The organism is Bacillus sp. CR71 (genome assembly GCF_003429245.1).
Lineage (GTDB): Bacteria > Bacillota > Bacilli > Bacillales > Bacillaceae_G > Bacillus_A > Bacillus_A thuringiensis_S.
Genome location: NZ_CP031748.1, coordinates 2,863,646 through 2,890,567, shown reverse-complemented (window position 1 = coordinate 2,890,567; position 26,922 = coordinate 2,863,646). Strand labels below are relative to the sequence as shown.

Below are 26,922 nucleotides of genomic sequence, written 5' to 3'. Positions count from 1 at the left end.
TAAACTTGCCCCTTAGAAAAAAGAAACAATCTCGCCTAAAATTGACTTTGCATAAGCTTAGCTTGATAGCGATGTGGTGCTACCCCAAAATAAAAAGATTAGGAGTGAATCCTAATCTTTTTATTTATACATATTTTTGGTTGTTATATCACTATCAATTCCAAAACGGGATATTTTGAATAAATGAAACCGTCAAAATTAGTGTTGATGCGGAACCAGCAGTTACTAAAGTTACTATTTTTCGTCCATTCTGTTCTTTTGAAGGTTTTATAAGTTCTGTAATTAACACAATCCATATTATGATAGAGACTATTGAAATAATATTTATAGACATATGTATCACATCCCTTCTTGTTTTTACATAAATATTTCTTCTTTTATAAAATAAAAGCAATTTAACAAGAAAACATGTACCTCATTAAAAATCAATATTTCCCTGTTAAACCACCTTTTTTAAATAGAAATACGACTGATAAAACGATAACAACAGCCTTCAAACTTCCCCAATATGGATAAATAGTATGATCTGTTAGACTAGCATATTGAAAAATATTCTCTAAACCGAAAATTCCTATCATGACTGCTAAAATAAATGAAGCTGATCCATACGTCCCGTTATGATAGAGGGTAAATAAGTATATTGCACATATAAGTGGTACGATGATTTGTAATAAGAGTGTCATAATTAGTCCCCCAGTATATTGATACTTATATTATATACAAAATTGTAATAAAAAGGAATGCGACTTATTTAATACTAACAGAACTACTCTAATCATATTCTTCTATAAAAAAGAAGAAAAAGGGGTGTACAGTTAATTGACAAAAGTTAAAGTTAATTTACGACCCATTGTTCATAACGTAAATTTACCAACCGTATTGAAAACAACGATACTTCCAGGTGAATCGACCGAAAGACTATTTATCGCAACTCAATTAGGAGAGATTTTTTACATAGGGGACGGAGTTATAAAAAAATTTTTAGATATGCGTCACCTAATTATTAAATTAGGTACATCTGAAGAAGGTGTTTCTAGTAGCGGTTATGATGAACGAGGATTACTAGGACTTGCATTTCATCCGCAATTTTATCAAAACGGTTTATTTTATCTTCATTATTCAGTAGCCGGAACTCAAGGTCCAGGTGCACTTTCTGAACAATTTAAACCGAATCCTTGTGACCCTAAAACGTTAAATTTAAAGTGGGTTAATAGAAATACGCAATATGATCACATTGATACAGTGGAAGAATGGACTTTACAATCTAACGGCCAAGCTCAAAAGCGACGAACATTACTGAATGTAAGAAGACCATTTTTTAATCATAACGGAGTCAATAGTTTAAACTTTTCACCTGAGACTGGAAAACTTGTTTTTACAAATGGAGATGGCGGATCAGGTTATGATCCATTTAATTTAAGCCAAGATGATTTAGAAATAGCAGGAAAAATAATTGAAATCGATGTAAATAAAAATACATTTATAAATAACCCTCCTGTAGTTACACGCTTTAATGACCTTCCTTTATCTATACAAGAAACACTTACAGTAATTGCAAAAGGAGTACGTAATATAACCGGCATTTCATTTCAAAGGTTTTATAATCAATATATCAAATACACCGGAAATGTCGGACAGGATATTGTAGAGTCTATTTTTTCATTTGTTCAATATAAACCTATACCAGTTACAGAACTTGTTCAAATGCATTTTATGAGGTTAACTCCCAATCAAGATGGTTTTATCAATTTTGGGTGGCGAGGATGGGAAGGGGATTTACCTACTTCTTTTATACGACATTGTTCCGAAAATCAGACTTTGGATGAGAGAACAATAGTTTATTATGATGAAACAATACAAACTTCAGTGAAGCGTATTCTGCCTCTACTTAGTTATTTTCATAAAGATTTTAGAACCGATAAGTTTGGAGGAACTTCACTTACAGGAGTTCAGCCATATATGGGAAATGCAATTTCAAATTTAACGGGTAGCGTTGTTTTTACCGACCTTGCTAAGAAAGAAGATTCTCGACCGCCAGTTAAGGGTGTTTTAGCTTATACTAGAGCCGGTACAGACGGTAAACATGCTGACTTTCATGCTATTGAAACCAATTATGATTTTGGTACGCAAGCAGCTTATTATATGAGTTTAGGAACAAATTCGGCTCAAACTAGGTTATATTTAGGAGTTTACGGTTCTATGAAAGTAACTGATTTTAACAAAGGTACCATTTTTGAAATTATTCCTTGATACGATACAAATGCTCAGTCTAAAAACATAAGGAATTTATTCTGTTTCCAAAACGCAAGACTTAACTTGTCCCCCTAAAAATCTTCAATGTATTAGCATCTATTAACTTGGAGAAAGTAACTCATAAACCATATGTGTACGAATAATATAGAAAGTAATGAATGAGGTATCTTTAGGGGGTATTTTAATGAATCGTTTTGTACGTTATTGGTATCAACTGATGATAGAGCATGATATAAGCTTTGTTCATAAAAGAAACTTGTCCCTTGCGAATAAGTTAGTACTTACAGCTTTGATGAGTGCATTGGCCACCATGTTTCAAGCAGCGGGGAACTTAATTCCTGGTATAGGTTTGCTCATTAGTCCATTTTCGACATTGCCGATTTTTTTTGCTATTCTCTATTCTATTCGTGAGGGAATACTTTCTTATATTCTTACTATTTTTCTATTATTTATTATTGAGCCAAGTGAACTAATTGTCTTTCCTTTTACTACAGGCTTATTAGGTCTAGCCTTAGGACTAGCCTTTTTAAAATTCAAGAGGAGAATTTGGATTGTTTCCTTTTCAGCGACTTGTCTACTTATAGGGATTATGATCGTTCTCGATGTTTTCCGTTTTCCGGTACTTGGTCCTACTGTTCATACAACTATGGACATAAAAATTATTTTATCAATATTTATACTGAGCTTTCTATACTGCTGGATTTATGCAGGTTTTTGCAGAATAATGATGAATAGATTATGTAAAGTGTTGTATTGACAATGGCATAATGAAGATTGGAGAATGCATTCATGACTAACGTTGCAGTTAGAAGACCAAATTTGAATGATGTAGATGAACTATATTTATTTTTCCGGATAGTTATTACGAATACATACAAAAATGAAGGATTGTCACAATTATTGGATGACATAGAAAATGAAATTAACTCAAAAAAGCAGTATTTGAAAAGTGATTTTGATAGTAACGGAGAAAGTCGTTACTTTTTATTAGCAATTGATACAAGTAACGATAAAATCATTGGAACAATCGAAATTGGTCCAGCAAGTACATTGATTAATAGTTGTACAGGTGGTGTACTTAAAAATTTGTATGAAATAGGAACTGTATTCATACTTCCGGAGTATCAAAGAAAGGGAATAGGGAGTTTATTACTACATACAATGTTTCTTACATTACTTAGCAGAGGGATAACAGAATATTGTTTAGATAGTGGATATAAAAATGCGCAAAGTATATGGACGAAAAAGTTTGGAAAACCTAGCTATGTATTGAAAGATTACTGGGGCGAATCCAGTGATCATATGATTTGGAAGAACAATTTACATGATACACCTATAATATTTGAATTATAAAATGAAATATGCCTCTGAACATAGCTTTTCTTACTTATGTATGCTATTATTTATCTTTATAATAAAAGAGGACGTGAATGAACTTGATTAAAATTAGTATCCCTGAAGTTGATGTTACAATTACTGAACGTAAACAAGTTATTAAAGGAGACGAGCCAATCATTACTCCAATTAATGGATTTATCGATTTTCACTTGTTCCCTAGAGATAAAGGCGGCATTTTTATGTTTTACAATATTAATGACGAACTTCTTTTCGTAGGTAAAGCTCGTAAAATTAGACAACGTATTAAGAAGCATTTTGAAGATAATGTTTCACCAATTAAAAATCACCGTGATGAAGTATACCGCATTGATGCATGTATCGTAGAAGATCCAACAGAAAGAGAAATTTACGAAACATATATCATTAATGAATATAAAGCGAAATATAACGTTGATAAAGTATTCTACAAATAATGAACATTAATAAAAAACAATCCTAGCTAATATGCCAGGATTGTTTTTTATTTAGATTTATTCTTCATATCTTTCTCCTTTTTTCAAATGATTAGCCACAATAAAACAGAATATCCCTATAAATATAAGTACAATACCAAGCGTTTTATGTTTTCCCTCAAAGAAAGGAATATCTGAAATAACATTTGTCATACATAGTCCTAAAAATACAAGGATAGGGCCTACCCAAAGTAATACATTACCGAATTTTGTGTGCTTCCACATAATAACCCTCCTTAATTCTCTTTACATATATATCCATAAATTAAAAGTAAATTCATAGAGAAATATAGTTTTTTTCATATCGAAAATTTAACCTTCATATATTGGTACAAGCAAAAGAGAAAGGAGACCATCATGAATTGGTTAGAAGCTTTCATATTAGGTATAATTCAAGGTTTAACAGAATTTTTACCAATCAGTAGTACCGGACATCTTTATTTAGGAAGGCATTTATTTCAATTAGATAAAGCAGGCTTATTTTTAGATACGATGTTGCATATTGGGACTTTACTTGCAGTGTTTATTTATTACAAAAAAGAATTTATATATTTAATTAAAAACCCATTTTCAAAGCTCATGTTATTACTTATTGTTGGGACGATACCTGCAGTTGTTATTGGTTTATTGTTTAAAGACTTCTTTGAAGATATTTCAAAAACAGGAATCACGATCGGTTGGGAGTTTTTAGTGAGCGGATTCTTTCTCTACATGGCAGATAAACAAAAGAATGGTCGTAAAAAAATGGATGACATCACATATAAAGACGCATTAATTATCGGTTCATTTCAAGCGGCTGCTATTTTCCCAGCGATTTCTCGTTCTGGTATGACAATCGTCGCTGCATTATGGAGGCAGTTAGACCGTGAAACTGCTGCTTACTTTTCTTTTTTATTATCAACGCCAGCCATTGTCGGAGCCATTATTTTGCAATTTGTAGACGTTTTTCAAGGGAAAGCAGAATCTATTTCTAGTACATCTTTAATTGTCGGAACGTTATCAGCAGCGTTTTTTGGATACATAGCCGTTTCATGGATGATTCAATATTTAAAACGTCACTCCTTAAAAGTATTCGCGTATTACGTATGGGGATTAGGTATTTTAATTTTAATGTTGCAATTTACTGATGTATTTTAAGTATAATGATAAAGAAGTTAATTAGTTTAAGATCCTGTTTCATTCATACAAGGCAGGATCTCTTTTTATTAAGGGGGAAAATATGTTTAATACGGCTATCGTTATTGGTGGAAGTGTGGCAGGAAAGTTTGCAGCAAAAGCATTATCAACTTCTTTTAAAGAAGTAATCATTATAGAAGCTGGTGAAAGATGGGATGGAAAGTCTTCGAGAAAAAGAGTTCCACAAAGTAATCATCCTCACGTGTTATTAAAAGGTGGAGAAAACGCAATTGAAGAATTGTTTCCTAATATTACGAACGAATTAATAGAAGCGGGTAGTATTATAAACAACTTTACGCGTGATTTGAAATGGCATCAATTCGGTCTATGGAAACAACCGTTCATAGGGGAAGTACATATGATTCAACAAAGTCGTCCTTTGCTAGAATGGCATATTCAAAAACGAATACATCAAATTTCAAATATTACTATTAAATATGAAACATTGGTTAAAGGGTTATTGGTAGATGCAAAGCTTAACAAAGTGTGTGGAGTAAAAGTTAAATATTTAGAGACAGACACACAAGAAGAAGTTCATGCAGATCTTGTAGTTGATGCGAGTGGATTTGGCTCAAAAAGTATAGAATGGCTACGAGAATACGAAATTGAAGTAAAAGAAGAGAAAGTTCGTATTGATTTATTTTACGCAACGAAAATGTTCAAACTTAAAGAAAATGAGGAGTTAGACTGTTGTAATATGCTAATGTCTCCGAGTTTCCCTGATAACCCTTATGGCGTTCTTATTCAAACGATAGAAGATAATCGTTATTTTGTTACTTTCAGTGGATACGCAAATGAGAAAGCACCACAAACAGATGATGAGTTTTATGATTTTGCTGAAAACCTATCAATTTCTAATGTTACAAACTTCCTAAACAAGGCTGAGGGAATTACTGATATAAAGACATACAAAATTCCTTATCAAGTACGCCGGCGATTTGATTTAGTGAATAATGTACCAGAAGGCTTATTAGTTGTTGGAGATGCGCAATGTCGTTTTGATCCCGTTTTCGGCCAAGGCGTATCAGTTGCTGCTATGGAGGCTCACCAGTTGCAATTACTTCTGCAAGGCAGAAAACAGCTTGATAAAACATTTACACAACAATTTTATAAAAAGACAGCTAATATAATAGAAACCCCTTGGGATATGACAACGACAGAAATATCACGTCACCCGCAGCTAAAGAGAGAATTAACTACAAAACAAAAATTTCAGCTATGGTATACGAAACAAATATATCGACTATCCGCAAGTAATTCTGATGTTTATATTCGATTAGTACGAGTGATGAATTTAATTCGTAGTCCATTTCATCTTTTTCATCCGAAAGTGCTACTATCTGTATTGCTTAATCGAAAGAAATAGCAGGAATATAATTGATTAAAAAAGAATGTATAACAGTTAGTAAATCAAGAAGGAGAATACGAGATGGAAATATACATAGAGCAACTAAAGAAACAAGATGTTAAGGATTTATTTACGTTTGAACTTACGAATAAATCTTTTTTTGAAACAATGGTACCAAATCGTGGCTCGAAATATTTTGAATTTGAATATTTCCAAAAACTACTAGACGATTTATTAATAGAACAAGCGGATGGAGATTCTTATTTTTATTTAATTCGTAATGAAGAAAAAGAAATTGTAGGGCGAATCAATTTAGTAGATATAGATACGGAAACTCGAATTAGTTCACTAGGGTATCGGGTCGGAGAAAAATTTACTAAAAAAGGAGTTGCAACAGCAGCCGTAAAATTAATTTTAGATGTAGCGAAAAATAATGAAATTACTGACATTTATGCTAAAACAACGACTAATAATCTCGCATCACAAATTGTACTAGAAAAAAGCGGATTTTCTTCTTATCAAAACGAATCAGATACAACATCTGTAGAATTAAATGGAGAACATGTGAAGTTTGTACATTATATTTGGAGAAATACTTCGCGCTTATAATAAGGAGGACTTATTCATGAATGATTTGCGTTATCCAATTGGCCAATTTACATACAAACGTCCTATAACGGAAGAAATGATTGATACATGGATTCAAGAAATTGAAGATTTACCACATGAACTAACAAAGGCAATTAAAGATTTAGATCAGAAGCAGTTAGATACACCATATCGCGTTGGAGGTTGGACTGTACGCCAAGTAGTTCATCACGTCGTTGATAGCCATATGAATAGCTACATACGCTTTAAATTAGCACTGACAGAAAAGAATCCAACTATTAAGCCGTATAAAGAAGAGAAGTGGGCAGAGTTACCCGATTCAAAATTACCGGTAGATGTTTCACTAGTAATGCTAGATTCATTACATAAAAGATGGGTTAACCTTTTATATTCTCTAGAAATTGAAGATTTAGAAAAGACATTTAACCATCCTGAAACTGGTGAAACAAAACTTGCTGTTGCAATAGGACTATACGCATGGCATGGTCGTCATCATACCGCTCATATTACTTCTTTAAGAAAGCGTCTAAATTGGTAACATGGATATTATATTAGAGAAGGCGACAGAAACTGATGTAGAAGTTATATTTCAAATGCAAATAGACTCATTTAGCCCTTTATTACATAAATATAAAGACTATGAAACAAATCCAGCAAATGAAACTATCGAAAAAACTATTTGTAGAATAAATCAAGTAAACGGTGGCTTCTATAAAATAATAGTGGATATGAATCTTGTTGGAGCGATATGCATTTCACAAAAAGAAACACCCTCTAAATTTTGGATCAGTCCAATGTTTATTCATCCGGGTTATCAAGGAAAAGGAATTGCTCAAAAGGTGATTACATTAATTGAGGAAATGTTTCCTGAAGCAACGAGCTGGGAACTTGCTACTATTTTAGAAGAAGAGAAAAATTGTTTTTTGTATGAAAAGATGGAGTATAAAAGAACAGAAGTTATAAAGAAATTAAATGATAAAACTACACTTATTTATTACAAAAAAGAAAGGTAAAGCATATAAAACACGCTTTACCTTTTTATGTTATTTTAGATTAAATATACAAAAATGATGTATTTTCTTCCAAAATACTCGGGTTAGTAATTTCTGAAATGAATAAAAATACAAAAAACCACTACTTTGTCGTATATGTCACTAACGCTTTTTGAATGCTTAAAATACTATCGTCACCTTTAAATTCTTTCGTAATTGGATCCTCCATACTAGACACCCAAATTTTAAGTTCTGCATCTAAATCAAAATGCCCAGCCGTTTCGATGCTATATTGTGTAATACTTTTATAAGGAATAGAATGGTATTCTGTTTTTTTGCCGGTTACTCCTTGTTTATCTACTAAAATAAGTCGACGATTTGTAAATACGATTAGATCACGAATTAATTTATAAGCATGCTCTACTTTTTCATCGTCTAGCATAATCTTCTCTAAATCACGTTCTACACTTTCAGAACTCGTATTTGATGCATTTCCTAAAATACCGCTAAATAAACCCATATTAAATTCCTCCTTTAATATATGTGGAATGAATTACTTATATTGTAACATGTTACTCACAAAGATATTATGACATTACTTTAGTAGTTTCTGGTTATTGTTGTAATTAGTTTATATAACCTCATCTTAAAATCTTGTGCTAATATGAAATTAAGAAAAAAGAAGCAGAGGGATATAACATGAAGAATATCGGTTTAGTATTAGAGGGCGGAGGAATGAAAGGTTTATATACTGCAGGTGTACTCGAATATTTCATGGAAAAGAACTTATTCTTTCCGTATGTAGTCGGCGTATCAGCTGGAGCCTGTATGGGGGCAACCTATTTGTCACGTCAAAAAGGGAGAAATAAGAAAGTAAATACAGAACTAGTATCAGATTACAGGTATATATCTTATCGAAATTTAATTCGAAAACGTGAATTATTTGGGATGGACTTTTTATTTGATGAAGTACCTAATAAAATTGTCCCGTTTGATTTTCAAACTTTCTTAAACTGTAATGAACAATTTGTTATAGGGACGACTGATTGCGAATCAGGACGAGCTGTTTATTATAATAAAATAGAACATGGAAATGATATTTTAAAAATCATCCGTGCATCTAGCTCAGTTCCGTTTATAGCACCTGCTGTAGAATACGATAATCGTAAGTTGTTAGATGGAGGAATTATAGATCCTATTCCAGTTCTAAAAGCTCAAACTGATGGTTATGAAAAGAATGTAGTTATCATGACAAAACCAGAAGGATACGAAAAGCAGCGGAATAAATTTTCTAGACTGGCTAAAATTTTATATAGAAAATATCCGAATATCGCAGAATCTTTAGTAGAACATTATCGTTTTTATAATGAGACGATATCTTATATGAATCAAATAGAACAAAAAGACAACTTTTATGTCATTCAGCCTAGCGTACAGCTTCCAATAAGCGGAATAGAAAGAAATAAAGAGAAACTTGTTAATTTATATAACCTTGGCTATATAGATGCTCAATATCATTATGAAAACTTATTAAATTGGATAGAGAAATAAAGGAGGAGAAAGTTGAAGTTAGGAAAAAGGGTTATTTTTAATGAATTGCAGAAAATGCCTAGTCCGCTGTACAAACCGTTTCCTTATCGCGCTACAGCAAAATTGCAGCGAAACTTAGAAAGTAGATTTACCGAAGATAATTGTATAAACGCTGATTTTAATCATCATTGGATGCATACAGCAGCTACTTTAAATTCTGTACTAAATGGAAACGAACAGAACATTACGTTTCAACAAATAAAGTGGTTAAGAAAATCGTTTTTTGAGTGGTTTCCGCAATATCGTTTTCTAGAAACAGAAATTGTGAATTATCCCATTTTGTATAGAGATTTCATAAGTTATGAGAAGACCAGGAAGCTATTACTTTATTACCTTACTGAATAAAAGCGAAAACGTACAGGTTACATTACTTGTACGTTTTTTGTTCATAAAACATTCAATATTAACAATTAGTTTATATAGGAATTCTAATGAGAAGAAAGAAGTACATATAATAGAATGATACAGGGGAGGAGAGAGGAATAGCTGTTTTGCTTTAAGTTATTGTCCAACTCGAATACAGTTAGTTATTTATGTTAAAATATTTCGAGTGAAATCAAGCTTTTAAGGATTTCATTGAACATTAAACAAAACAAGTTAGCAACGTAGAAGGGATAACATTAACATGAAAAACGTATCAAATATAGATAAAGTAGAATCAATAAAATCTTTACAGTCAACAATTAGTAAACTTGAAAATGCCTTATCACAGATGACTCAAAAAGGATCAAATACTACTTTAGTGAAAAAAAGACTCAAAGCAGCTAGTATCGGCTTAGCTATGTTAGAAAGTGTTTGGAAGCAAGAAACTCATCATTATACTCAGGAAGATTTAGCAGAAGCTCGTAATGTTCTGATTGGTTTGCTTCCATCAATTGAAAAGATTTACGTTAAGTCAAAGCTTGGGAGTCCTCAAAGAACGCTTTTAGAAAGAAGAATAAAATCGTTTGAACTTTCTATTCAAGCAATAGACAATTATTCTAGTAAATAACTTATTTAAAGAGTCTTATTACAAAAGTGTAGCAAGACTCTTATATCATTCTATCAAAATTAAATATCCTTACTGCCACATTGCAGCAAAGGCAAAACATCTTGATCTACCTCATAATTATTCTCAAACTTCACATCTTCAAGAACATTTCATTGTCTTTAATAAAAATCCATGCATTAAGTAATCTTCAATCGCAAAAACACTCAATTATTTAATTTACGAAAATGGAATACCGCCATGTATTGCTGTAGATCATGTTAATCAGCTAGAAGAACTAACTTTTGAAAACGATATTCCTCGCATTGAAAATCAAATTTCATCTATAAATTCTAATGCAACTCAACTTCACTTTTATATGGTAGCAGGACAACTTGAAAACAAACCTCTTTTAACGGCCAATAATCACTTGTATAGAGCTTTAAAAGATAAAGGGTACAAAACCACTTATGAAGAGTTTCAAGACGGTCATGATAGCGTGTGAGGGTGAAAAAAGTTATTTGATGGATTGAAAGATTTGAAATAGATAAAAACCACACTATAAAATAAAAAGGAGAGAAAATCTATGAATCAGGAAGAACTCGATAAAAAATTAAAGAAACAAGAGATTTTAGTAAAAGATGAAAAAGTTTGGTCGTATACGTATGAGGATCATATTAGTTCTATCGTTAAACAAGCAGAACAGAAAGGAGCTTTTGATAATTTACCTGGTAAAGGTAAACCTCTTAATCTCGATAAAGATCTTTCTTACAATCCTGAAAAGCAACTTTATAGAACTTTAGCAAATAATCATATTTTGCCTAGGTGGATTGAGCTTTCAAAAGAAATTGAAGATTTAAAAGAAAGACTAAAAGAAAATACAAATACGGCAGAAGCAGCGGAATTAATTCGAACTATCAATAAAAAGGTTTTAGAGCATAATTTACTTTGTCCGACAAGCGCGCAAAAAATGAGGGTGAAAATGGATTTTTAACGATTTTCAATTAAGCTATCGCTTACTATATAATTAAGTTAGGCATTTTCAATTCGTTACTAAAGGGAGGCAAATGTAGTGAAGAATACGTATCAACTTCAAATTCCGAAAGAACTAGAACAGTATCGTAGTATTTTAGAAGAAAGTGTGAAACCGTATGTTAAAGTGTCTGGAACATTAGCAGAGACAACGCTTTTTGAAAGTAAGTTTGGTGGTTATCCGTATTTACCTATAGATCAAGAGCATCCTAAAGACTCAAATGGACAACCTATGATGCTACTTGCGCAGTTAAACTTTGAAGAAATGCCGCATGTTGAATATATGCCTCAAAAGGGATTGTTACAGTTTTTCGTAAGTCCTGAAGAAGATCTTTTTGGAGCAGATTTTGATCATCCCACAAGCCAAAAAGACTTTCGAATTGTTTATCATTCTACAATCACAGCGGATTTAACTAAGGTGATTACTGATTTTAGTTATTTAAACACTTTACATTTAGAGAATTTTATCATACCCGAAGCAGCAAAACTAAAGTTTGAGTTGGCATATCAACCAGTAACACCAAGAGATTATCGATTTGAAATGATTTTTAGTGATAACATTGATTGGGAAGAGATTGTTGATGAAGAAAATAATATAGAATTAGGCGAACTGTATGATGATTTATGTAAAGATCAAGGACATAAAATTGGTGGATATCCATTTTTCACACAGACAGATCCGAGAGAATGGGAAGAAAAATACCAGCAACATGACATATTATTGCTGCAAATCGATACAGACGACTCATTAAATATTATGTGGGGCGATTCTGGGGTTGCTAATTTCTTTATACGTAAGGAAGAGCTGTTAAATCTAGATTTTTCCAATGTCATTTACAATTGGGATTGTTACTAGAAGATATAAATAAATTAATAGCAAACAAAAAATCTTCCTGAAGGTGAGGAGGATTTTTTATGTTAAAAATAAGCGTTATGTTAACTAGAATAAAAAACAATGAGTGTAATGAAAGGCAAGCCTAAATAACAGAAATAACAACAAATAATGTAAAGTTGTAAAACGTGTGCAAATAGCAATAAGTTCATTAAGTAAAACATAAAATAAAATTACTAATTTATATTTTGTATAGAAATAATTTTTCTGTATAAAAATTTCTTGCCGATCAAAAATGATTTGGATTCGTTAAATCTTAAGCGATTATTGAGTAAGATTTGCTGTGATGAATTTATAACAAATAAAAACGATAAAAACCGAAGAAATTTGTTTAGATAAGATTTCATATGAATCTCACTAAAAATCTCCGTTCCGTCTCATTAAGTATAGTTTACTTGGTTTTTGATACCTGTAATCGCTTTGTCTCTATAACTACCTATAATATATATTATGTTAACTGTAAAAAAGTAATAAACTTATTAAGTGTTAGTTAGAGTTATTATGATCCCCTTTTCCACCGAATTAGTAATGTGTGACTGATTGTGTAGTTATTCGCTTTATTAGCTATTGATAATAATATTTTCGGATATGAATTAGATTTTAAATAATAAAAAATACAATTCGTTTAATGTGTTCATTTTAAACGAATTGTATTGATATGATTGCGAATACGTTTTTAAAATTAATTTGCTACAGCGATCGCTTCGATTTCAATTAATAAGTTATCGTTAATTAACTTTCTAACTTCTACAGCTGAACTTGCTGGTGGATTCTTAGTATCGATGTATTGATCTCGTATATCTCTAACAATGGCCATCTGAGAAATATCTGTTAAGAAAAATGTTAATTTTACTACATCATTAAATGTTAGTTCCGAAGCTTCTAATGCACTTTTAATATTTTCGAATACTTGTCGCGTTTGTGTAGCTAAATCACCCAGGCCAACTATTTGACCATCAGTATTGATTGCTACTTGTCCAGATATGTAAATTGTTCGTTTAGCGTTACTAACGTCGACTACATGTGAGTATCCAAAAGTTGCTGGCATCGTTTTTGGATTGATAAATTTCTTTTTCAAGATCCTTCTCTCCTTTAAATATCTTATTTTCTTTATATTAGATTTTAATTTCAGATTATCCTCTATTTACTAATAATTATTTATCCATTCAGCTGCTACATCTGTAAAAGTATATTAGCACTTTAATTTAAAGTTAATAATGGATTATGTACGTTTGATTTTCTTGTGTGCTTGTTATAATTACACCTTGTTTTATTAACTCTTCAGTTACTTTTGTATAGAAAAAGTGATACCACCAGATAAAAAACTCTTCATAAGTTATTTCTTTTGAGTATCTGCTGCTCACAAAGTATTCTTTTAAAGGTTTATCGTTTTCATTAAACAATAAGACTAAATCTTTACTGATTGTGTTTGCAATTTCGTTAAGTATAGATAAGTCTGTTGATTTAAATACAGGGATAACAGGTTGTGAATTTTGATATAAGCCTAATTTTTCGTAAACTACGTTTAAATGTAAGTCTTTTTGTTTATCTGCTGCTACGAAACCTTTTACTAATTGCTTTTTCTTATAATTAATATCAGTATTATTGTTTTGAAAATATTCTTCAAATGTTTCGTTATCTGCTGTTATTAAATTTAATGTTGAATATCTAGAATTTCCATAAAGACCAATTTGAACTTCTCCTAAATCTAAATACGTATTACCCTACATCCCGAAAGCCTCTTTATCTGTTAGTTCTTGTTCTTGAATAGCGTAATAATATCTTTTCTTATTTCTTAAAGGTCATTTCTTTTTTTAATATTTTTCTTCCATGTAATTTATTTGTCCAAAATCTAATAACATACCACTATACAGTAAAAGACTATACGATTCTTTAGATAAATGATTAAACGTGTCGTTTCTTTTTGAAATAGCTTCAATTTGACTTGAGTAATTTTCAATGATCTTAAGTGTTGGTTTAATTAGTGATTCACAAAGGTTATAAAGCTTTTTTCCTTCACAAGCTGTTATCACCATACATGTTGGATAGTACCTCCCTCCTGTTTGTTTCAATAGCCCCTCTACTTCTAATGAATTAACGTGCTTTTCAAATTCCTCATTCGTCCAATTTAGCTTCGGTTTTATAGCATTTGACTCAATTACAAGGTGGAGCATTACAAGTAAATGTTGAAGTTTCGTCCCTTTTATTTTTATAGATGTCGAATTATCTCCAGACGAAATCATTTTAGCTTCATAAACTGACTGTATGTAATATATTCTCAAGACTATTATTAGTGAGAATTTCATATTCCCTCCCTTACTAGTAAATTCATTGTAAAATCTATGTATTTACTAAGTTCTATAAACGAAAATAAGTATCCTTTAATAAGATCAAATTAAAAACCTTAGCATAGATATACTAAGGTTTCTTGAATTTTTATAATGAATGAATTCTTTCATAGTCTTTTTTAAATTGATTATCATTTTTTAACCAACTTTTAAAAGTTGGTTCCTTTATTTCTAAATTGGAACAAGTTGTAGCGATACATTTATTTTTCATATATTCCTTAAGAAAATTTTGTTTTCTCTGCTTAACAGCAGCTTGAGTTCTTTTTAGTTTTCGATCTTGTAATTGATCTAGACTTAGACTTTCTTTCTGAAATTCTTGATATTTTCTATGCAAATAAATATCTTTGTCTTTATAAATCCAATTTGAAAATAGTTGTATTGATTTTCTCCCGGTTAAAATGACGCGATAATGTTTATTTTGATTTAGTAAATCGGTTGGTAAATTGTGATTTTGTAGTATTAGATTTAAAGAATTCATAAAATTATATGATCCACCTACAAAACTAACTGTATAAGTTTCATAATTGGCGTAACCATCCCCATCAAAATACCCACGAACAAAATGATGTAAATATTCTTCTGGCACGAATGGAAATTCGATGTTAAATGATTTACATGGCATAATTCCGTGTATGTTCATAAGGTTGTCCTTTATTGTTTTGCTATTAATATTTAGCATATATACACCTGTTTTTTTGTTTTGGTAAAGTGGCTGGTTTGTTTTTAGTTCTTTTTTTATGTCTTCTAAAATGTAACTTTCTTTTTGTGATATACTGACGCATTGATTTTCTTTTTGTATGACACCATCTGCTGCTATAAATCCTAATATATAAGCCATGTTATTTGACCACGTTTTAAAATAACCTTCTGTTATGTCGTACTTTCTCTTCCAACTCCCTATAGCGCGCCTTGGAACGTTATTGTCTGTTAAAACCATACGAATATACCTAGCAGACACATTAGCGAGTATAGCGATTTCTGAGGTACTCCTCCCATCTGCATAAAGCTGCGTTATTTCAGATTTTGATAGTTTACATTTTGATTTCTTTTTTCTCTCTATTTGCACATACGTCCTCTCCTTCCTTTTAATACTTAGAGACATATTTTCTTCTATAACATACAACGAAACGTATGTTCTTTGTTGCGTATAAGAAGGAATTTACTAAATTAAAACATTTTACATTTACTTCATATTAGTTTCATCTGCTGCATGATTTATTTTTTATATATAAAAATAATGAATTTGACAAATTTATAAAATGTACTGCATTTAAGATGAAAGGTAAAATGATTTCGTTTAAACTACAATTAGCTACAATAACAACATACGTATATGGTTAAACGTAAAAAGGAGAACGAATGAAAAAGAAATATATAAATCAAATTCATACTGATGTAAGTTTTAAACCGAAAGATATTATAGGTTTAATAACTGATTACTTTAAAATGAAATCAAAGCTGCGTCCTATAAAGAATTTACCTATTGTTTTATCGGATAAAAGTAATGAGTCTTTAGAGAGTGTGACATGGTTTGGGCACTCTGCTTCACTATTAAAAATAGAAGGTAAAATATTGTTATTAGACCCTATGTTTGGAGATGCCTCTTCCCCATTTCCTCTGTTTAATAGTAAACGTTATAGTGGCGCTTTTTCTTTAGACCGCGAAGACCTTCAAGAAGTTGATGCGATTATCATTTCTCATAATCACTATGACCATTTAAATTACAAGAGTATTATGCAGTTAAAAGATCGTGCAAAGCACTTTTATGTTCCAACTGGAGTAGCACAATATTTAATTAAATGGGGTGTTTCTCCTAGTAAAATTAGTGAGCATAATTGGTGGGACGAAATTATGTTTGATAATATGAAGTTGGTATGTGCTCCCGCAAGGCATTTCTCAGGACGAAGTATGACAGATAGAGATTGTTCGTTGTGGTGTTCATGGCTTATTCTTGGTCAAGAAACTAAAATTTTCTTTAGTGGTGATAGCGGTTATGCCCCTCACTTTAAGGAAATTGGTAATAAATATGGTCCATTTGATCTTACTTTAATGGAGTGCGGGCAATATGATCCTAGATGGTCTGCTATTCATATGTTACCTGAAGAGACAGTTCAAGCTCATATTGACGTGAAAGGAGAACTACTTCTTCCGATTCATTGGGGTGCTTTTACATTAGCATTACACGAATGGAGTGACCCGATAGAACGAGTTACGAAAGAAGCAAAACGTTTAGGAGTTAAAATTGCAACGCCGCAAATTGGTGAATCGATTACGTTAAAATCTATAGACTATCCTTCATCAGCTTGGTGGAGAGAAATATAATTATAAATATAAAAAGAGCGAGTTCTCTTATAAGGAATTCGCTCTTTTTTGTTTTAATGCTTATTTCACTATATTTGCTTTTCCGCTATCTAAAACTCTATTTGTCGGTACAGAGGTAATATCAATCACTGTATTCATGCTCTTATCAGTTAGTTCAATAAGCTCGTTTTCATGTTTTATTTTATTTAAGTCCCATACCATCCCATGGAACTCATTATGCTGTCCACTTACTCTTATAATACTTTTCGTTTTATTTGAAGGCTGTATTTGAAGGTTTATGAATTGATTCCCACTAGTTTCATTTGGCGTGGTTACTTGACTATCCATATAAATCATATTTACACAATCTTCAAGTGAGAAGTTCATAAAACGATTGGCATTTATCCAGGCATAACCAGATTTCGGTTTCTTTGCTACTAATTTTAGCCCAGTTTCCATTCCTACAACTTTTATATTTTCAAAGTTAATAAATGAAATTTCATTTTCTTTTCCACCAGCATACAAAGAAATTCCAGTACCTTTATTTGTTTCTGTCCAATTGATAATATTTACATCTTTTATTTGTGTCTTGTGCCACGTGTTATAATACTTATTTTTGCCGTCTAAATATATAACTTCAGAATTAAATGTAGGATCGTCTATAGCTATATATGCTCCTTCGATAGATGCATTTTTTTCTAATTCTAGAACTCTAAAATTACCTTCAACAACAAATTGTGTTCCATAACCAAATAATAACTTTACACCTTGCTTCACTATAATTGGTGAGGTGATTTTGTACTTCTTATCATCAAGCAATACCGTTTTAATTTTACTAGATTCTGCTTTATTAATAGCAGATTGTATTTTGTTTGAATCATTTTTTCCTTTAAAGTCTTCTACATACACCTTATCATTTTTAGATAAACCATCTTTTTTATTGTATTGATAAAAAGCAAAAGTAATTAAAACTACAGCTATGAGTAAAATAATTATTTTCTTCATTACACTCATCCTCATATAAATTTTCTCCTTAGATACTCTTCGAATCATTTACGTTATAATTATTTTGCTGTGTATTATAGATTACAATGCCTGCTTTTTATAATTGAACTATATTATCTATAGAACTGTCCTGCTTAGCCAATTCTTTATTCCTATAATCTATTAATTTATGATTAGATAAAACAAAATTGTGCTCTAATATTAATTCATTGTGGAGTACTTCATATAAAAATTTTGGTATCATCTCTCCTACGCCGTAATTATAATCACTTAGAATCCAAGAAATCTCTTTCCAGTCTAGAATTCCTTCTGAAACTTTTTTTGGAGTGTGATATATAAATTCATTCAGTATCTTTATTAAATAAACATACATGCCGCCAGAATATGAAGAGTCCTCCCACTTAATAATGCCTTTAAATTGAATGTGGTCATGCGTAACTTTTATATTAGTCTCTTCTTTTATTTCACGAATTGCATTTTCTAAAGGTGTTTCTCCTTTTTCGACCTTTCCTCCTACCCCATTCCACAATCCTTTTACAGGGTCATATTCTCTATTTAACATAAGTATCTCTTCGTTTCTTTTTATAAAACATAAAGTATGCTTGTACATAATGTGATTCCTTCCGCTGTTTTTAATAAGCTCTTACTGGTGATATAAGATGTACTGCTGCAGATTCTGTCCCTGCTTCAATTAATATTGGTCTCATAGAACCGCTGAAGCTTAGAGTAACCGTTTCTTCTTTTATCGTCCTTAAAGCATCCATCATAAATCGTCCATCGAAAGATATATTTAATTGTTTTTCACCTTGAATCGCATCTATTTGTTGTGTCTCGGATATTTTACCAATCTGAGAAGAGTTAGAAGAAATTTTCAATGTGGATGCGTTTATGATTTCTAAGTTGACATTGTTATTTGCCCATTCCCTAGCTAATAAGCTGGATCGATCTACACCTTGTAAAATTCTTTTTCTATCTACGTTAATGACTGTCTGAAATTCATTTGGAATTAAACTAGATATATTAGGGTATTTCCCTTCAATTAGTCTTGAATATAATGTAGTTGTGCCGAATGTAAAAATAATGTGACTTTCTGAAAGATAGATATATACGAATTCGGAATTACTACTCATTAATTTTAGAAGTTCACTAATAGTTGCACTTGGTACGATACAACTTGCTTTCACATCTGTAGATATCATCGTTTCGCGTATAGCAAGTCTATGTGAATCAGTTGCTACGCAAATTAATTTATTATGATCTAACTCCAAATGAACGCCAGTAAGAACCGGTCTAGATTCATTTTTAGCTACTGCAAAGACAGTTTGTTTAAACACCTCAATTAATTGTTCTGTTTCCACTTGTATTTCTGCATGATCGTCAATAAGTGGGACATTCGGAACCTCATTTGCTGGAAGTCCATTTAAGTTTAATGTAATTTCTTCTGACTGTATCGTAATGATTTGCTCATTCTTACTTTTTATTGATATATCACTTGGCATTTTCTTTATAATTTCAATGAAATATTTTGCAGGTACTACAATAGTTCCTGCTTTTAATATAGTTGTAATTTGGTCGTTTTCGTTGGAACTAGGGATGAATTTTTCAATGAAAATATTTGAATTACTTGCGATTAAAGTAATTCCAGATTGATCTGCGGTTATTTTTATACCAGATAATATAGGTATTATAGCTTTGGTAGATATAGCTTTACTTACTTCTGAAAGTGCTTGAGTGAAATGATTATGATTAACGATAAACTCCATTTTTTCCCCGCCTTACATGATATGTTAATGTTATGAAGATTGATGAATGATTGTTCCGTTAAAAAAGTAAGGTGCTGTTTCTTTCCTTTGTAATGTATTTAATAATTGTTCTGGTATACGTAAATGCGGTGCTGCTTTATGTAATTCCATCCAAGTAATCCCTTCGATTTCTTTTGGTCTTGTTATATTTATCTCCCCGTCGATTATTTCACCTAAAAAATTAAAGAAAATGGCATGGTGCCCTCTCTCTTCAAAAAAAGCTTCGCTAATGTAACCAATACCATTTACAGTTATATGTAGCCCGGTTTCTTCTTTCACTTCCCGAATTACTGCCTCTTCTAACGTTTCTCCAAATTTAACTGCGCCACCTGGTAACGTGTAATAAGAGCCATTCTTCCCTTTGTTTTTTACCATTAGAATTTTTTCGTTTGTTTTATCATATAAAAGTGCATATGTAACATTTACTTTTTTCATCTAAGTCCACCTTCAATAACGAGAATTTTCTGTCTTTGTTACATTCTACCATTTAATCGTTTTAAAATATAAAAAAATTAATAGAGTATTTCATTTATCTGCTCTTAGTAAAGTTAATAACCGATAACCTTTCATTGCTATATAAAAAAGAACGTATGTTGAAAGTAATTATTCAATGTACGCTCTTTATGCTTTGATTTGTTTTGGGATTCTATATATTTTCTAACCTTTTTTCTAAATAATATCGATTGTGCCCTTTCGGATGATCTTCACTTACTCCAATCACTTTATATCCATGCTTTTTATAAAAATTAGGGGCCTGAAAACTAAAAGTATCTAAATTGATTAGCCTACACTCTTTTTCAATTGCAAATTCTTCAATAAGTTTTAATAACTTGCTTCCATATCCTTCGTGTCTATAATCTTTAGAAACCCAAAGGAAATCGACATGCACGTGGTGCCAAAATGTAATTGCAGTTATTCCACCTACAATTTCTTCCTTTTCATTTTTCACTATAAAACTAATTTTTTCTGAAGGCTTTTTCTCTTCATCCGAAATATGTTTTTGGTTATATTCAATTACTTTTTCTCTTATGTAATCACTATCTTCTTGGACCCATTGTTTTACTATTTTCATTTTAATTATCACGCTCCTTTTAAAGTATCTATTCAATTTAATAATCATAATGTCCTGTCTAATTTAATAGTCGTAGAGCACTGTTTCATTTGACTAAAATAAAGAAAAGCCCTACTACACTCCATCTGTAATAAGGCTTTATACGTAGTTCGATTCATTTAATAAAAACTTCCGTTAGTTTAAACATATTAGTAAAATAATTCAATTGTATGACTGCGAAAAAGAATGAACATCCCTAAACAAATTAGAACTATTGGAACAATAATATGACAATTTCTCTCAAGTACTTTAGCTAAAATAGGAGCTCTTAACAATTTGTAGCTAATAAGACACCATATTGCTATCATGCAAAAAAAGATAACTAATGTAACAATATTTGTTTTAAAATTTTGACTAGCGAACATTGGTATATAAATTGAAATATTGTCAGCTCCATTACCTAATGTAATCGAAGCCACTTTAAATATTGAACCTGAAACGTTATCAATGACTGTATTTCTTTTATAAGAACGAAGTGACAATAGTGCTTTCACTCCCATATAAATTGGCACGAATCCTAATAACCCAATCCACGATATAGGAATGAAAAAAGAGCTTAAAGAACCAATGATACTTAGGAAAATAATTACACTAAACCCTAAATATTGTCCAACAACAATATAGAGTTCTTTCATCTTAGTTTTTTCCGGGACTGCTCTACCTTCTTTCTTAATTACTCCTGTTTTTACTTGTGAAAATAAAACAAGGAGTATAAAAATGTCATCAATATTTGTTGAAATGAATGCCATAAAAGAAGAAATTATGGTTGTAACCAATATAAGCCAACTACCTTCATTATAAATTTATAAGAAAATAATGGTCTATAAATGTATTGCATTTCTAATAACAAAGTTGATTAACTGTAGTTTTTAAGAATATTTTGGTTCTTTTATAAAACAATATGATTATTTTACTAATCTGCTACTTGGTTCGTTAAGAAATAAACTACTTTATTCCTTTTTAAATCATTTTACTTTGAATGATGTAACTCTTTTCTTCCTACACAATTAGTAAAAAGGAAAATCAAATATTTCATAATATAAAAAGAGCCCTATATGAGGACTCTTTTTAAAATTAAGCTACTTTCCGATACAAATGTTGTTTTTCTTTTTTCTTTTCTGCTTTTGGCGGACGAATTAATATCGAAATAATAAAGGAAATAACACTTAAAACACCGATTATAATAAAGGTCGGTTGAAATCCCCCGAGTATCGCTCCAATAAATGATCCTGCAAGCGCACCAAATCCGAAACCTTGGTAGACAATGCCGTAATTTGTACTATGGTTTTTTAATCCAAAGAAATCTCCGACAATAGCTGGGAATATAGTTATATTACCACCGAAGCAAAAGGCGACACTTGCTACACAAGCAAAATAGATTCCGTAATTTAGCGGAATAAAACTTAAAGTAAAGACTGACAATCCTATAATAATAAACGTTGCAGAGACAATTTTCATTCGGCCGATTTTATCTGATAGCGTCCCAAGAATAATTCTACCTACTGTATTAAAGATTGCAATCATAGCAACGGCGTTTGCAGCGGTTGCTGCGCTAAGTCCAACGAGTTGTACGCCGATATCTTTTACCATACTTATTAAATACAAACCACCCATACACGAGGTGAATAACATAAAAAATAGGAGATATACTTGTTTCGTTCGCATCATTTCACGCGGAGTATAGTCATTGTGTAATGTTTCAGTTACAGCATTACTTACAATTGCCTCACGTAAGAAGAACGATCCGATTAACACTAAAAGTAACACGATAATACCCCAATATAAGAATGCTTGTGATACACCAAGGTTATCGATAAGATTTCCGTTTATATATCTAAAGATTAAGCTGCCCATTCCATACGCTGATACAGATATACCTGAAATAAGCCCTTTCCGATTTGGAAACCATTTAATTAAATTAGATAGTGATGTAATATAAGCTGTTCCATCCGCATAACCAACAACGACACCAGCTAATAAATATAATAGTGGTAAAGAAGAAACTTGTGAACTAAGTATTAAGCCGAGTCCTAAAACAATTCCTGCAGTAGCAATAAGTTTTCGCAGTCCTAATTTTTTCTGCAACTTTGCTGCAAATAAAGTTGAGAATGATAAAGAAAAACTTGTTATGGAGAAAGTTATCGCTACTGAATTAAGATTCCATCCAAACTTACTTACAAGGGGTTGATTAAATAAACTCCATGTATAAATTGTTCCAAGGCCAATTTGAACAATGATTGTACCTAGAACAATTAGTAACGGATTTATAGAACTTTGTTTCATACTAACTTGTCCCCTTCTTTTATCTTGACATGAATTTTCACAGTTAGTATATCCATCATAAATTACAAGATACTGTACGGAAAATGGTAATTAAGTTCATATACACAAAAAGACACTTCATAAAGAAGTGCCTTTTGCAGGTTATATCAGATATTTCTAAAGAAAGCTTTGTTAAGATAAGACATTTTCAAATGCTTATGTATATATGTTATCAAATAATTTCTTAAATGTTATGAGACTTAAGACGTATTTTTCATTCATCATATAGTCGGATGAAAAATTAATATTCGATTTCATCAAAATCTTTCGGCTGCGGTACAGTTTGCATATTAGCTGCATCTTTAGGATCGCTATAAATTGCATTTTGCTCTGTATTTACATCTTTTATATTTTGCTTTTTATTTTTGTTCACTTTATCTTTCACTTTCAATCACCCCTTTTTGTTATAGGAGTAATTATGCCCTAATACGGTTACTAAATGTATCAGCGACTAAATTACTAAATTCACGTAAATAATATAAGTAATTATCACCGCCGTAGTTATATCTTTTATTATACATTTTTGCAACAACTACATTATATTCAGGTATTACTAAAATAGTCGGTCCAGTAATCCCTAATATTTGATACGACCCTTTTGGAATACGTTCACCAAGTTCGCTTAATTGTGCAGGCTCATTTTGGATGAACCAAAACACCCCATTTTGTGGTAGCTCTTTGTTTATAAATGTTGGACTCTGCAAACTCGTAGCAATTTTTATAACTTCTTTTGGAACGATTTGTTTATCATGTATCATGCCTTGATTTAGATGAAGATTGCCCCACTGCGCAAATTCTCTAGCTGAGACAAATAGATTTTTTTCAGTACCATCATTTACTGTACCAATTCCACTTATCGGGTCTTCATTTGGATTATTAATAATTTCAACCAAATTTTCATCTTGCTGTATTCTCCATCCTGTTTCTTGAAATTTAGCAGGTTTAAAAACACGCTCTTTTAACAATTCAGGAAAACTTTTGTTATATAGCTGATAAATAAGACGTGTCATCATTCTTACATTAATATCTCTATACGCCCATGATTGTCCCGGTTCAAATTCACGAAAAATTGTCCCGTCATTCGTTTCTTCTAATCCGTGCGAATGTGTTACTAAATGTCTTATCGTCGTTTTACCAAGCAATATAGGATCAAAGTCTTTAAAATATTTTATCGCTTCATCATCAATAGAGTTTATTTTCCCCTCATAAAGCGCATACGCTATTATTAATCCTAAATAACTTTTTCTAGCAGAAGCAACGTTAAATTGTGAAGGTGCTGTTACTTTCTTGCTTGTAGATGTATTTGAGTGATAACCACTATAATGCTCTAGCACGATTTTATTATCTTTTATAATACAAAGTGCTGCAGCAGAACTTTGATTTTTTTCTTTTATATTTTCTACCCAAGAAATCAACTTTTCGTATGTATACAAATAAATCCCCCTTAACACTAATACAAAATTACAGCATGAAAGAAAAGTATAAACAGTATTTACACCTTTCTTTCATATAAAATATTAATGATGTACTATATTTAAATAATCCACCAGTTCCAGCAATTAAAGCAACCAAAACAACCAGCGCAACCTACGCAACGTCCACCACAGCCACCACATCTACCGCCGCCACAACCGCCACAGCGTCCACCACAACCTCCGCATCCTCCGCAACGACGTGCATCGTCTTGAATGTAGTAGTATGGATATTGACTTTGTTGTTGATCCCAATACACAACATTACCAGTTTGATAATCATTAAGATTTAATGTTTGTAGTTCATGTTGAAACTGATTCATTAAGAACCCCTCCATTTATAAATATAAATTCCGCCCAAATATTAAAGTTAATAAATTCTTGTGAACAAAGTAGAAACAAGACTATAGACTAAATGCGTACATCAACAAAATATGAACTTACACTAGGTGATGTACCTTGTTTTTCAGCCTATTTTCTTTATATTCATTCGATGGACGTATTTACTATAAATAAAGTGATTTAAAAATTACTAATCCAACAATTTAGTAGTTCATCACTTAACTTTCTTTCTAGTAATTCCTTCACTAAAGGCATTGGCATGATTTCATAATGATTTAAGGCTTCTTTATTACAATCTATCCATTGAAATGCTAAATGAGACTCGCTAGATTTCGGTGGTAAGTCCGTATGTAAATCTTGTGACTCTACTTCAAAAATGTGGTTAATTTCATGATGAAGCACTTCTTTATCTTGCCATTGATTTTCTATGACTCCTAAAAATTGTTGTATACTACAGTTTACTCCAAGTTCTTCTCTTAACTCTCTTATTAATGCATTCTCTGCTGATTCTCCAATTTCAACATGGCCACCAGGTAAAAAATAATGATGGCCAATATATTCAGCAACTAATAATTTTTCATCTTTTATCATGACTGCTCGTACAATATGATGAAATTTACTTTTCAATTGATATTCCTCCTAGTTATTCAATGTATAGTTGCTCAAAATAGTCATTTAGTATTGGTATAATATAAATCATAGGTGTTTCATACGGATGAATATCATTAATAACTTCAAGAGCATCTTTTACAAGTTCTCGTTTACACTTTATTTCAACTTTACATTCTTGCCCTTCGCATATTCGACCAATTTCTCCATTAAAAGGAGATGCCTCGTCTAACGGTCTCCAATATCCTTTCACTGAACTATAGGAAAGACAATGGTCATATTCGCCCGTTTTACATGCTCCAATTTTATTTAATTCATCCCTTAATGTTTCAATATATTCTTCAGGAATGAACACTTCAATTTTCACTTCAGTAAATTGCATATTTCATTTCACGCCTTTACTTCCTAATAGTTAAACAAATAAACGATATACTTGCTCGCCATCATACTCCTGTTCTAATGATTTGAAACTGTATCGTTCATATAGTTTCTTTGCAGAGATATTATCTTTATGTACGGTTAATCTAATTTCTTTACACGATTTAAAAGTATTTTTTATTATATTAATACTTTCTTGTAATGCTGCTTTTCCATATCCATTACCTTGCTGCTTTTGATCAATAATAAATCCGTTAATCCAATACATATCTGATGTCTTTCTTACAACTGCATGCATTACAAAACCAACCATAAGGTCACCAACGTATATAGCGAATGGTATGTACTCTACATTGTCACCATCTGGTTTTATATATACTTTAGCAAGCGAAACTGCTACGGATGGAACAAATTTCAACTGATTTTCTTTAACTTGTAGCTTTAATGCTTCTTCCCAATTTTCTCTCGTAACAACCTTTAACTGGACATTCAATATTGTAAGCTCCTTTATCTAGAGGGATGT

At 31.4% G+C, this 26,922-nt stretch carries 33 protein-coding genes and 2 pseudogenes; 15 read left to right on the top strand and 20 right to left on the bottom strand.

The annotated features are described in order from the left end of the window. Window positions 1-154: 154 nt before the first annotated feature. Both DOS87_RS14450 and DOS87_RS14445 read right to left on the bottom strand, forming a co-directional pair. A complete protein-coding gene (locus tag DOS87_RS14450; protein ID WP_000026325.1) occupies window positions 155-334 on the bottom strand; it encodes a hypothetical protein in 180 nt (59 codons plus the stop codon). Window positions 335-425: 91 nt separating this feature from the next. Next, the gene (locus DOS87_RS14445; protein WP_000173569.1) at window positions 426-683 is read right to left on the bottom strand and encodes a hypothetical protein; all 258 of its coding nucleotides are present in this window, start codon (window positions 681-683) and stop codon (window positions 426-428) included. A gap of 136 nt (window positions 684-819) precedes the next feature. Here DOS87_RS14445 and DOS87_RS14440 point away from each other — a divergent pair, with 136 nt between their 5' ends. From DOS87_RS14440 to DOS87_RS14425, 4 genes are all read left to right on the top strand, one after another. Next, the gene (locus DOS87_RS14440; RefSeq protein ID WP_000169959.1) at window positions 820-2,250 is read left to right on the top strand and encodes a PQQ-dependent sugar dehydrogenase; all 1,431 of its coding nucleotides are present in this window, start codon (window positions 820-822) and stop codon (window positions 2,248-2,250) included. Between the two features lie 187 nt (window positions 2,251-2,437). Then, window positions 2,438-3,010: a hypothetical protein gene (locus tag DOS87_RS14435; protein WP_001079230.1), complete on the top strand. Its 573-nt coding sequence runs from the start codon at window positions 2,438-2,440 to the stop codon at window positions 3,008-3,010. 32 nt (window positions 3,011-3,042) lie between these two features. Beyond that, on the top strand, window positions 3,043-3,606 hold the full coding sequence (locus DOS87_RS14430) for a GNAT family N-acetyltransferase (RefSeq protein WP_000185962.1): 564 nt from the start codon (window positions 3,043-3,045) through the stop codon (window positions 3,604-3,606). Window positions 3,607-3,683: 77 nt separating this feature from the next. Further along, window positions 3,684-4,064, top strand: a complete 381-nt coding sequence (locus tag DOS87_RS14425) for a nucleotide excision repair endonuclease (protein ID WP_001048947.1) — start codon at window positions 3,684-3,686, stop codon at window positions 4,062-4,064. A gap of 57 nt (window positions 4,065-4,121) precedes the next feature. Here DOS87_RS14425 and DOS87_RS14420 read toward each other — a convergent pair whose 3' ends face one another. Then, window positions 4,122-4,328: a hypothetical protein gene (locus tag DOS87_RS14420; RefSeq protein ID WP_000265474.1), complete on the bottom strand. Its 207-nt coding sequence runs from the start codon at window positions 4,326-4,328 to the stop codon at window positions 4,122-4,124. A gap of 132 nt (window positions 4,329-4,460) precedes the next feature. On the opposite strand from DOS87_RS14420, the gene DOS87_RS14415 reads away from it, so the two are divergent. From DOS87_RS14415 to DOS87_RS14395, 5 genes are all read left to right on the top strand, one after another. After that, window positions 4,461-5,240 (top strand): undecaprenyl-diphosphate phosphatase, encoded by a 780-nt coding sequence (locus DOS87_RS14415; RefSeq protein WP_001104287.1) that lies wholly within the window; start codon window positions 4,461-4,463, stop codon window positions 5,238-5,240. A gap of 82 nt (window positions 5,241-5,322) precedes the next feature. Beyond that, a complete protein-coding gene (locus DOS87_RS14410) occupies window positions 5,323-6,645 on the top strand; it encodes an FAD-dependent oxidoreductase (protein WP_098578580.1) in 1,323 nt (440 codons plus the stop codon). A 63-nt stretch (window positions 6,646-6,708) separates the two neighbouring features. Further along, window positions 6,709-7,236 carry a GNAT family N-acetyltransferase gene (locus tag DOS87_RS14405; RefSeq protein WP_000409250.1) on the top strand — a complete coding sequence of 176 codons (528 nt, stop codon included), beginning with the start codon at window positions 6,709-6,711 and terminating at the stop codon, window positions 7,234-7,236. A 16-nt stretch (window positions 7,237-7,252) separates the two neighbouring features. Further along, window positions 7,253-7,774: a YfiT family bacillithiol transferase gene (locus tag DOS87_RS14400; protein ID WP_000999062.1), complete on the top strand. Its 522-nt coding sequence runs from the start codon at window positions 7,253-7,255 to the stop codon at window positions 7,772-7,774. Window position 7,775: 1 nt separating this feature from the next. Then, window positions 7,776-8,249, top strand: a complete 474-nt coding sequence (locus tag DOS87_RS14395) for a GNAT family N-acetyltransferase (RefSeq protein ID WP_000351398.1) — start codon at window positions 7,776-7,778, stop codon at window positions 8,247-8,249. A gap of 121 nt (window positions 8,250-8,370) precedes the next feature. Here the strand turns inward: DOS87_RS14395 and DOS87_RS14390 are convergent, their stop codons facing one another. Beyond that, window positions 8,371-8,748, bottom strand: coding sequence for a PH domain-containing protein (locus DOS87_RS14390; RefSeq protein ID WP_000522474.1), 378 nt, complete (start codon window positions 8,746-8,748; stop codon window positions 8,371-8,373). A gap of 179 nt (window positions 8,749-8,927) precedes the next feature. Here DOS87_RS14390 and DOS87_RS14385 point away from each other — a divergent pair, with 179 nt between their 5' ends. The 5 genes and pseudogenes from DOS87_RS14385 (at window position 8,928) to DOS87_RS14365 (ending at window position 12,673) form a co-directional block, all read left to right on the top strand. Beyond that, window positions 8,928-9,779, top strand: coding sequence for a patatin-like phospholipase family protein (locus DOS87_RS14385; protein WP_000789282.1), 852 nt, complete (start codon window positions 8,928-8,930; stop codon window positions 9,777-9,779). Window positions 9,780-9,791: 12 nt separating this feature from the next. Beyond that, a complete protein-coding gene (locus DOS87_RS14380; protein ID WP_000765972.1) occupies window positions 9,792-10,163 on the top strand; it encodes a YxiJ-like family protein in 372 nt (123 codons plus the stop codon). Window positions 10,164-10,443: 280 nt separating this feature from the next. Continuing rightward, window positions 10,444-10,809: a hypothetical protein gene (locus DOS87_RS14375; protein ID WP_000800304.1), complete on the top strand. Its 366-nt coding sequence runs from the start codon at window positions 10,444-10,446 to the stop codon at window positions 10,807-10,809. Window positions 10,810-10,906: 97 nt separating this feature from the next. Further along, window positions 10,907-11,779, top strand: a pseudogene (locus DOS87_RS30515) (DnaJ family domain-containing protein); the annotation flags it as partial. Between the two features lie 78 nt (window positions 11,780-11,857). Further along, the gene (locus tag DOS87_RS14365; protein WP_000799798.1) at window positions 11,858-12,673 is read left to right on the top strand and encodes a YwqG family protein; all 816 of its coding nucleotides are present in this window, start codon (window positions 11,858-11,860) and stop codon (window positions 12,671-12,673) included. A gap of 718 nt (window positions 12,674-13,391) precedes the next feature. On the opposite strand, the gene DOS87_RS14360 is transcribed toward DOS87_RS14365, so the two are convergent. From DOS87_RS14360 to DOS87_RS14350, 3 genes and pseudogenes are all read right to left on the bottom strand, one after another. Then, on the bottom strand, window positions 13,392-13,787 hold the full coding sequence (locus DOS87_RS14360) for a RidA family protein (protein ID WP_098853229.1): 396 nt from the start codon (window positions 13,785-13,787) through the stop codon (window positions 13,392-13,394). A gap of 133 nt (window positions 13,788-13,920) precedes the next feature. After that, window positions 13,921-15,010: pseudogene (locus DOS87_RS30205) on the bottom strand (hypothetical protein). Between the two features lie 135 nt (window positions 15,011-15,145). Continuing rightward, window positions 15,146-16,123, bottom strand: coding sequence for an LAGLIDADG family homing endonuclease (locus DOS87_RS14350; protein ID WP_098853227.1), 978 nt, complete (start codon window positions 16,121-16,123; stop codon window positions 15,146-15,148). Between the two features lie 293 nt (window positions 16,124-16,416). Here DOS87_RS14350 and DOS87_RS14345 point away from each other — a divergent pair, with 293 nt between their 5' ends. Then, window positions 16,417-17,379, top strand: coding sequence for an MBL fold metallo-hydrolase (locus DOS87_RS14345; protein WP_098578516.1), 963 nt, complete (start codon window positions 16,417-16,419; stop codon window positions 17,377-17,379). A 60-nt stretch (window positions 17,380-17,439) separates the two neighbouring features. Here DOS87_RS14345 and DOS87_RS14340 read toward each other — a convergent pair whose 3' ends face one another. The 13 genes from DOS87_RS14340 to DOS87_RS14280 all read right to left on the bottom strand — a co-directional run bounded on the left by DOS87_RS14340 (window position 17,440) and on the right by DOS87_RS14280 (window position 26,892). Then, window positions 17,440-18,378 (bottom strand): hypothetical protein, encoded by a 939-nt coding sequence (locus DOS87_RS14340; protein ID WP_098578515.1) that lies wholly within the window; start codon window positions 18,376-18,378, stop codon window positions 17,440-17,442. A gap of 82 nt (window positions 18,379-18,460) precedes the next feature. Beyond that, on the bottom strand, window positions 18,461-18,973 hold the full coding sequence (locus DOS87_RS14335) for an NUDIX hydrolase (protein WP_098578514.1): 513 nt from the start codon (window positions 18,971-18,973) through the stop codon (window positions 18,461-18,463). 22 nt (window positions 18,974-18,995) lie between these two features. Beyond that, window positions 18,996-20,126 (bottom strand): DNA polymerase III subunit beta, encoded by a 1,131-nt coding sequence (dnaN, locus tag DOS87_RS14330; protein WP_098578513.1) that lies wholly within the window; start codon window positions 20,124-20,126, stop codon window positions 18,996-18,998. Window positions 20,127-20,156: 30 nt separating this feature from the next. After that, window positions 20,157-20,600 carry an NUDIX hydrolase gene (locus DOS87_RS14325; protein WP_098578512.1) on the bottom strand — a complete coding sequence of 148 codons (444 nt, stop codon included), beginning with the start codon at window positions 20,598-20,600 and terminating at the stop codon, window positions 20,157-20,159. A gap of 211 nt (window positions 20,601-20,811) precedes the next feature. Next, window positions 20,812-21,237, bottom strand: coding sequence for a GNAT family N-acetyltransferase (locus tag DOS87_RS14320; protein WP_098578511.1), 426 nt, complete (start codon window positions 21,235-21,237; stop codon window positions 20,812-20,814). A gap of 188 nt (window positions 21,238-21,425) precedes the next feature. Further along, window positions 21,426-22,052: a cadmium resistance transporter gene (locus DOS87_RS14315; protein ID WP_098578510.1), complete on the bottom strand. Its 627-nt coding sequence runs from the start codon at window positions 22,050-22,052 to the stop codon at window positions 21,426-21,428. Window positions 22,053-22,350: 298 nt separating this feature from the next. Further along, window positions 22,351-23,559, bottom strand: coding sequence for an L-lactate MFS transporter (locus DOS87_RS14310; RefSeq protein ID WP_098578112.1), 1,209 nt, complete (start codon window positions 23,557-23,559; stop codon window positions 22,351-22,353). A gap of 280 nt (window positions 23,560-23,839) precedes the next feature. Next, window positions 23,840-23,983, bottom strand: coding sequence for a hypothetical protein (locus DOS87_RS14305; RefSeq protein ID WP_000653680.1), 144 nt, complete (start codon window positions 23,981-23,983; stop codon window positions 23,840-23,842). 31 nt (window positions 23,984-24,014) lie between these two features. Beyond that, a complete protein-coding gene (locus tag DOS87_RS14300; protein ID WP_098578111.1) occupies window positions 24,015-25,031 on the bottom strand; it encodes a serine hydrolase domain-containing protein in 1,017 nt (338 codons plus the stop codon). 101 nt (window positions 25,032-25,132) lie between these two features. After that, window positions 25,133-25,393, bottom strand: coding sequence for a heterocycloanthracin/sonorensin family bacteriocin (locus DOS87_RS14295; RefSeq protein ID WP_001071342.1), 261 nt, complete (start codon window positions 25,391-25,393; stop codon window positions 25,133-25,135). A gap of 199 nt (window positions 25,394-25,592) precedes the next feature. After that, window positions 25,593-26,039 (bottom strand): NUDIX domain-containing protein, encoded by a 447-nt coding sequence (locus tag DOS87_RS14290; RefSeq protein WP_000836826.1) that lies wholly within the window; start codon window positions 26,037-26,039, stop codon window positions 25,593-25,595. Window positions 26,040-26,055: 16 nt separating this feature from the next. Further along, window positions 26,056-26,403: a divalent cation tolerance protein CutA gene (gene cutA / locus DOS87_RS14285; protein WP_001160789.1), complete on the bottom strand. Its 348-nt coding sequence runs from the start codon at window positions 26,401-26,403 to the stop codon at window positions 26,056-26,058. A gap of 30 nt (window positions 26,404-26,433) precedes the next feature. After that, on the bottom strand, window positions 26,434-26,892 hold the full coding sequence (locus DOS87_RS14280; protein ID WP_001102680.1) for a GNAT family N-acetyltransferase: 459 nt from the start codon (window positions 26,890-26,892) through the stop codon (window positions 26,434-26,436). Window positions 26,893-26,922 lie beyond the last annotated feature (30 nt).

Excerpts from the sequence above, each read along its gene's own strand:
- DOS87_RS14450 (WP_000026325.1), bottom strand. The coding sequence starts at position 334 with ATGTCTATAAATATTATTTCAATAGTCTCTATCATAATATGGATTGTG.
- DOS87_RS14445 (WP_000173569.1), bottom strand. The coding sequence starts at position 683 with ATGACACTCTTATTACAAATCATCGTACCACTTATATGTGCAATATAC.
- DOS87_RS14435 (WP_001079230.1), top strand. The coding sequence starts at position 2,438 with ATGAATCGTTTTGTACGTTATTGGTATCAACTGATGATAGAGCATGAT.
- DOS87_RS14430 (WP_000185962.1), top strand. The coding sequence starts at position 3,043 with ATGACTAACGTTGCAGTTAGAAGACCAAATTTGAATGATGTAGATGAA.
- DOS87_RS14425 (WP_001048947.1), top strand. The coding sequence starts at position 3,684 with ATGAACTTGATTAAAATTAGTATCCCTGAAGTTGATGTTACAATTACT.
- DOS87_RS14420 (WP_000265474.1), bottom strand. The coding sequence starts at position 4,328 with ATGTGGAAGCACACAAAATTCGGTAATGTATTACTTTGGGTAGGCCCT.
- DOS87_RS14415 (WP_001104287.1), top strand. The coding sequence starts at position 4,461 with ATGAATTGGTTAGAAGCTTTCATATTAGGTATAATTCAAGGTTTAACA.
- DOS87_RS14410 (WP_098578580.1), top strand. The coding sequence starts at position 5,323 with ATGTTTAATACGGCTATCGTTATTGGTGGAAGTGTGGCAGGAAAGTTT.
- DOS87_RS14405 (WP_000409250.1), top strand. The coding sequence starts at position 6,709 with ATGGAAATATACATAGAGCAACTAAAGAAACAAGATGTTAAGGATTTA.
- DOS87_RS14400 (WP_000999062.1), top strand. The coding sequence starts at position 7,253 with ATGAATGATTTGCGTTATCCAATTGGCCAATTTACATACAAACGTCCT.
- DOS87_RS14395 (WP_000351398.1), top strand. The coding sequence starts at position 7,776 with ATGGATATTATATTAGAGAAGGCGACAGAAACTGATGTAGAAGTTATA.
- DOS87_RS14390 (WP_000522474.1), bottom strand. The coding sequence starts at position 8,748 with ATGGGTTTATTTAGCGGTATTTTAGGAAATGCATCAAATACGAGTTCT.
- DOS87_RS14385 (WP_000789282.1), top strand. The coding sequence starts at position 8,928 with ATGAAGAATATCGGTTTAGTATTAGAGGGCGGAGGAATGAAAGGTTTA.
- DOS87_RS14375 (WP_000800304.1), top strand. The coding sequence starts at position 10,444 with ATGAAAAACGTATCAAATATAGATAAAGTAGAATCAATAAAATCTTTA.
- DOS87_RS14345 (WP_098578516.1), top strand. The coding sequence starts at position 16,417 with ATGAAAAAGAAATATATAAATCAAATTCATACTGATGTAAGTTTTAAA.
- DOS87_RS14340 (WP_098578515.1), bottom strand. The coding sequence starts at position 18,378 with ATGAGGATGAGTGTAATGAAGAAAATAATTATTTTACTCATAGCTGTA.
- DOS87_RS14335 (WP_098578514.1), bottom strand. The coding sequence starts at position 18,973 with ATGTACAAGCATACTTTATGTTTTATAAAAAGAAACGAAGAGATACTT.
- dnaN (WP_098578513.1), bottom strand. The coding sequence starts at position 20,126 with ATGGAGTTTATCGTTAATCATAATCATTTCACTCAAGCACTTTCAGAA.
- DOS87_RS14325 (WP_098578512.1), bottom strand. The coding sequence starts at position 20,600 with ATGAAAAAAGTAAATGTTACATATGCACTTTTATATGATAAAACAAAC.
- DOS87_RS14320 (WP_098578511.1), bottom strand. The coding sequence starts at position 21,237 with ATGAAAATAGTAAAACAATGGGTCCAAGAAGATAGTGATTACATAAGA.
- DOS87_RS14310 (WP_098578112.1), bottom strand. The coding sequence starts at position 23,559 with ATGAAACAAAGTTCTATAAATCCGTTACTAATTGTTCTAGGTACAATC.
- DOS87_RS14295 (WP_001071342.1), bottom strand. The coding sequence starts at position 25,393 with ATGAATCAGTTTCAACATGAACTACAAACATTAAATCTTAATGATTAT.
- cutA (WP_001160789.1), bottom strand. The coding sequence starts at position 26,403 with ATGCAATTTACTGAAGTGAAAATTGAAGTGTTCATTCCTGAAGAATAT.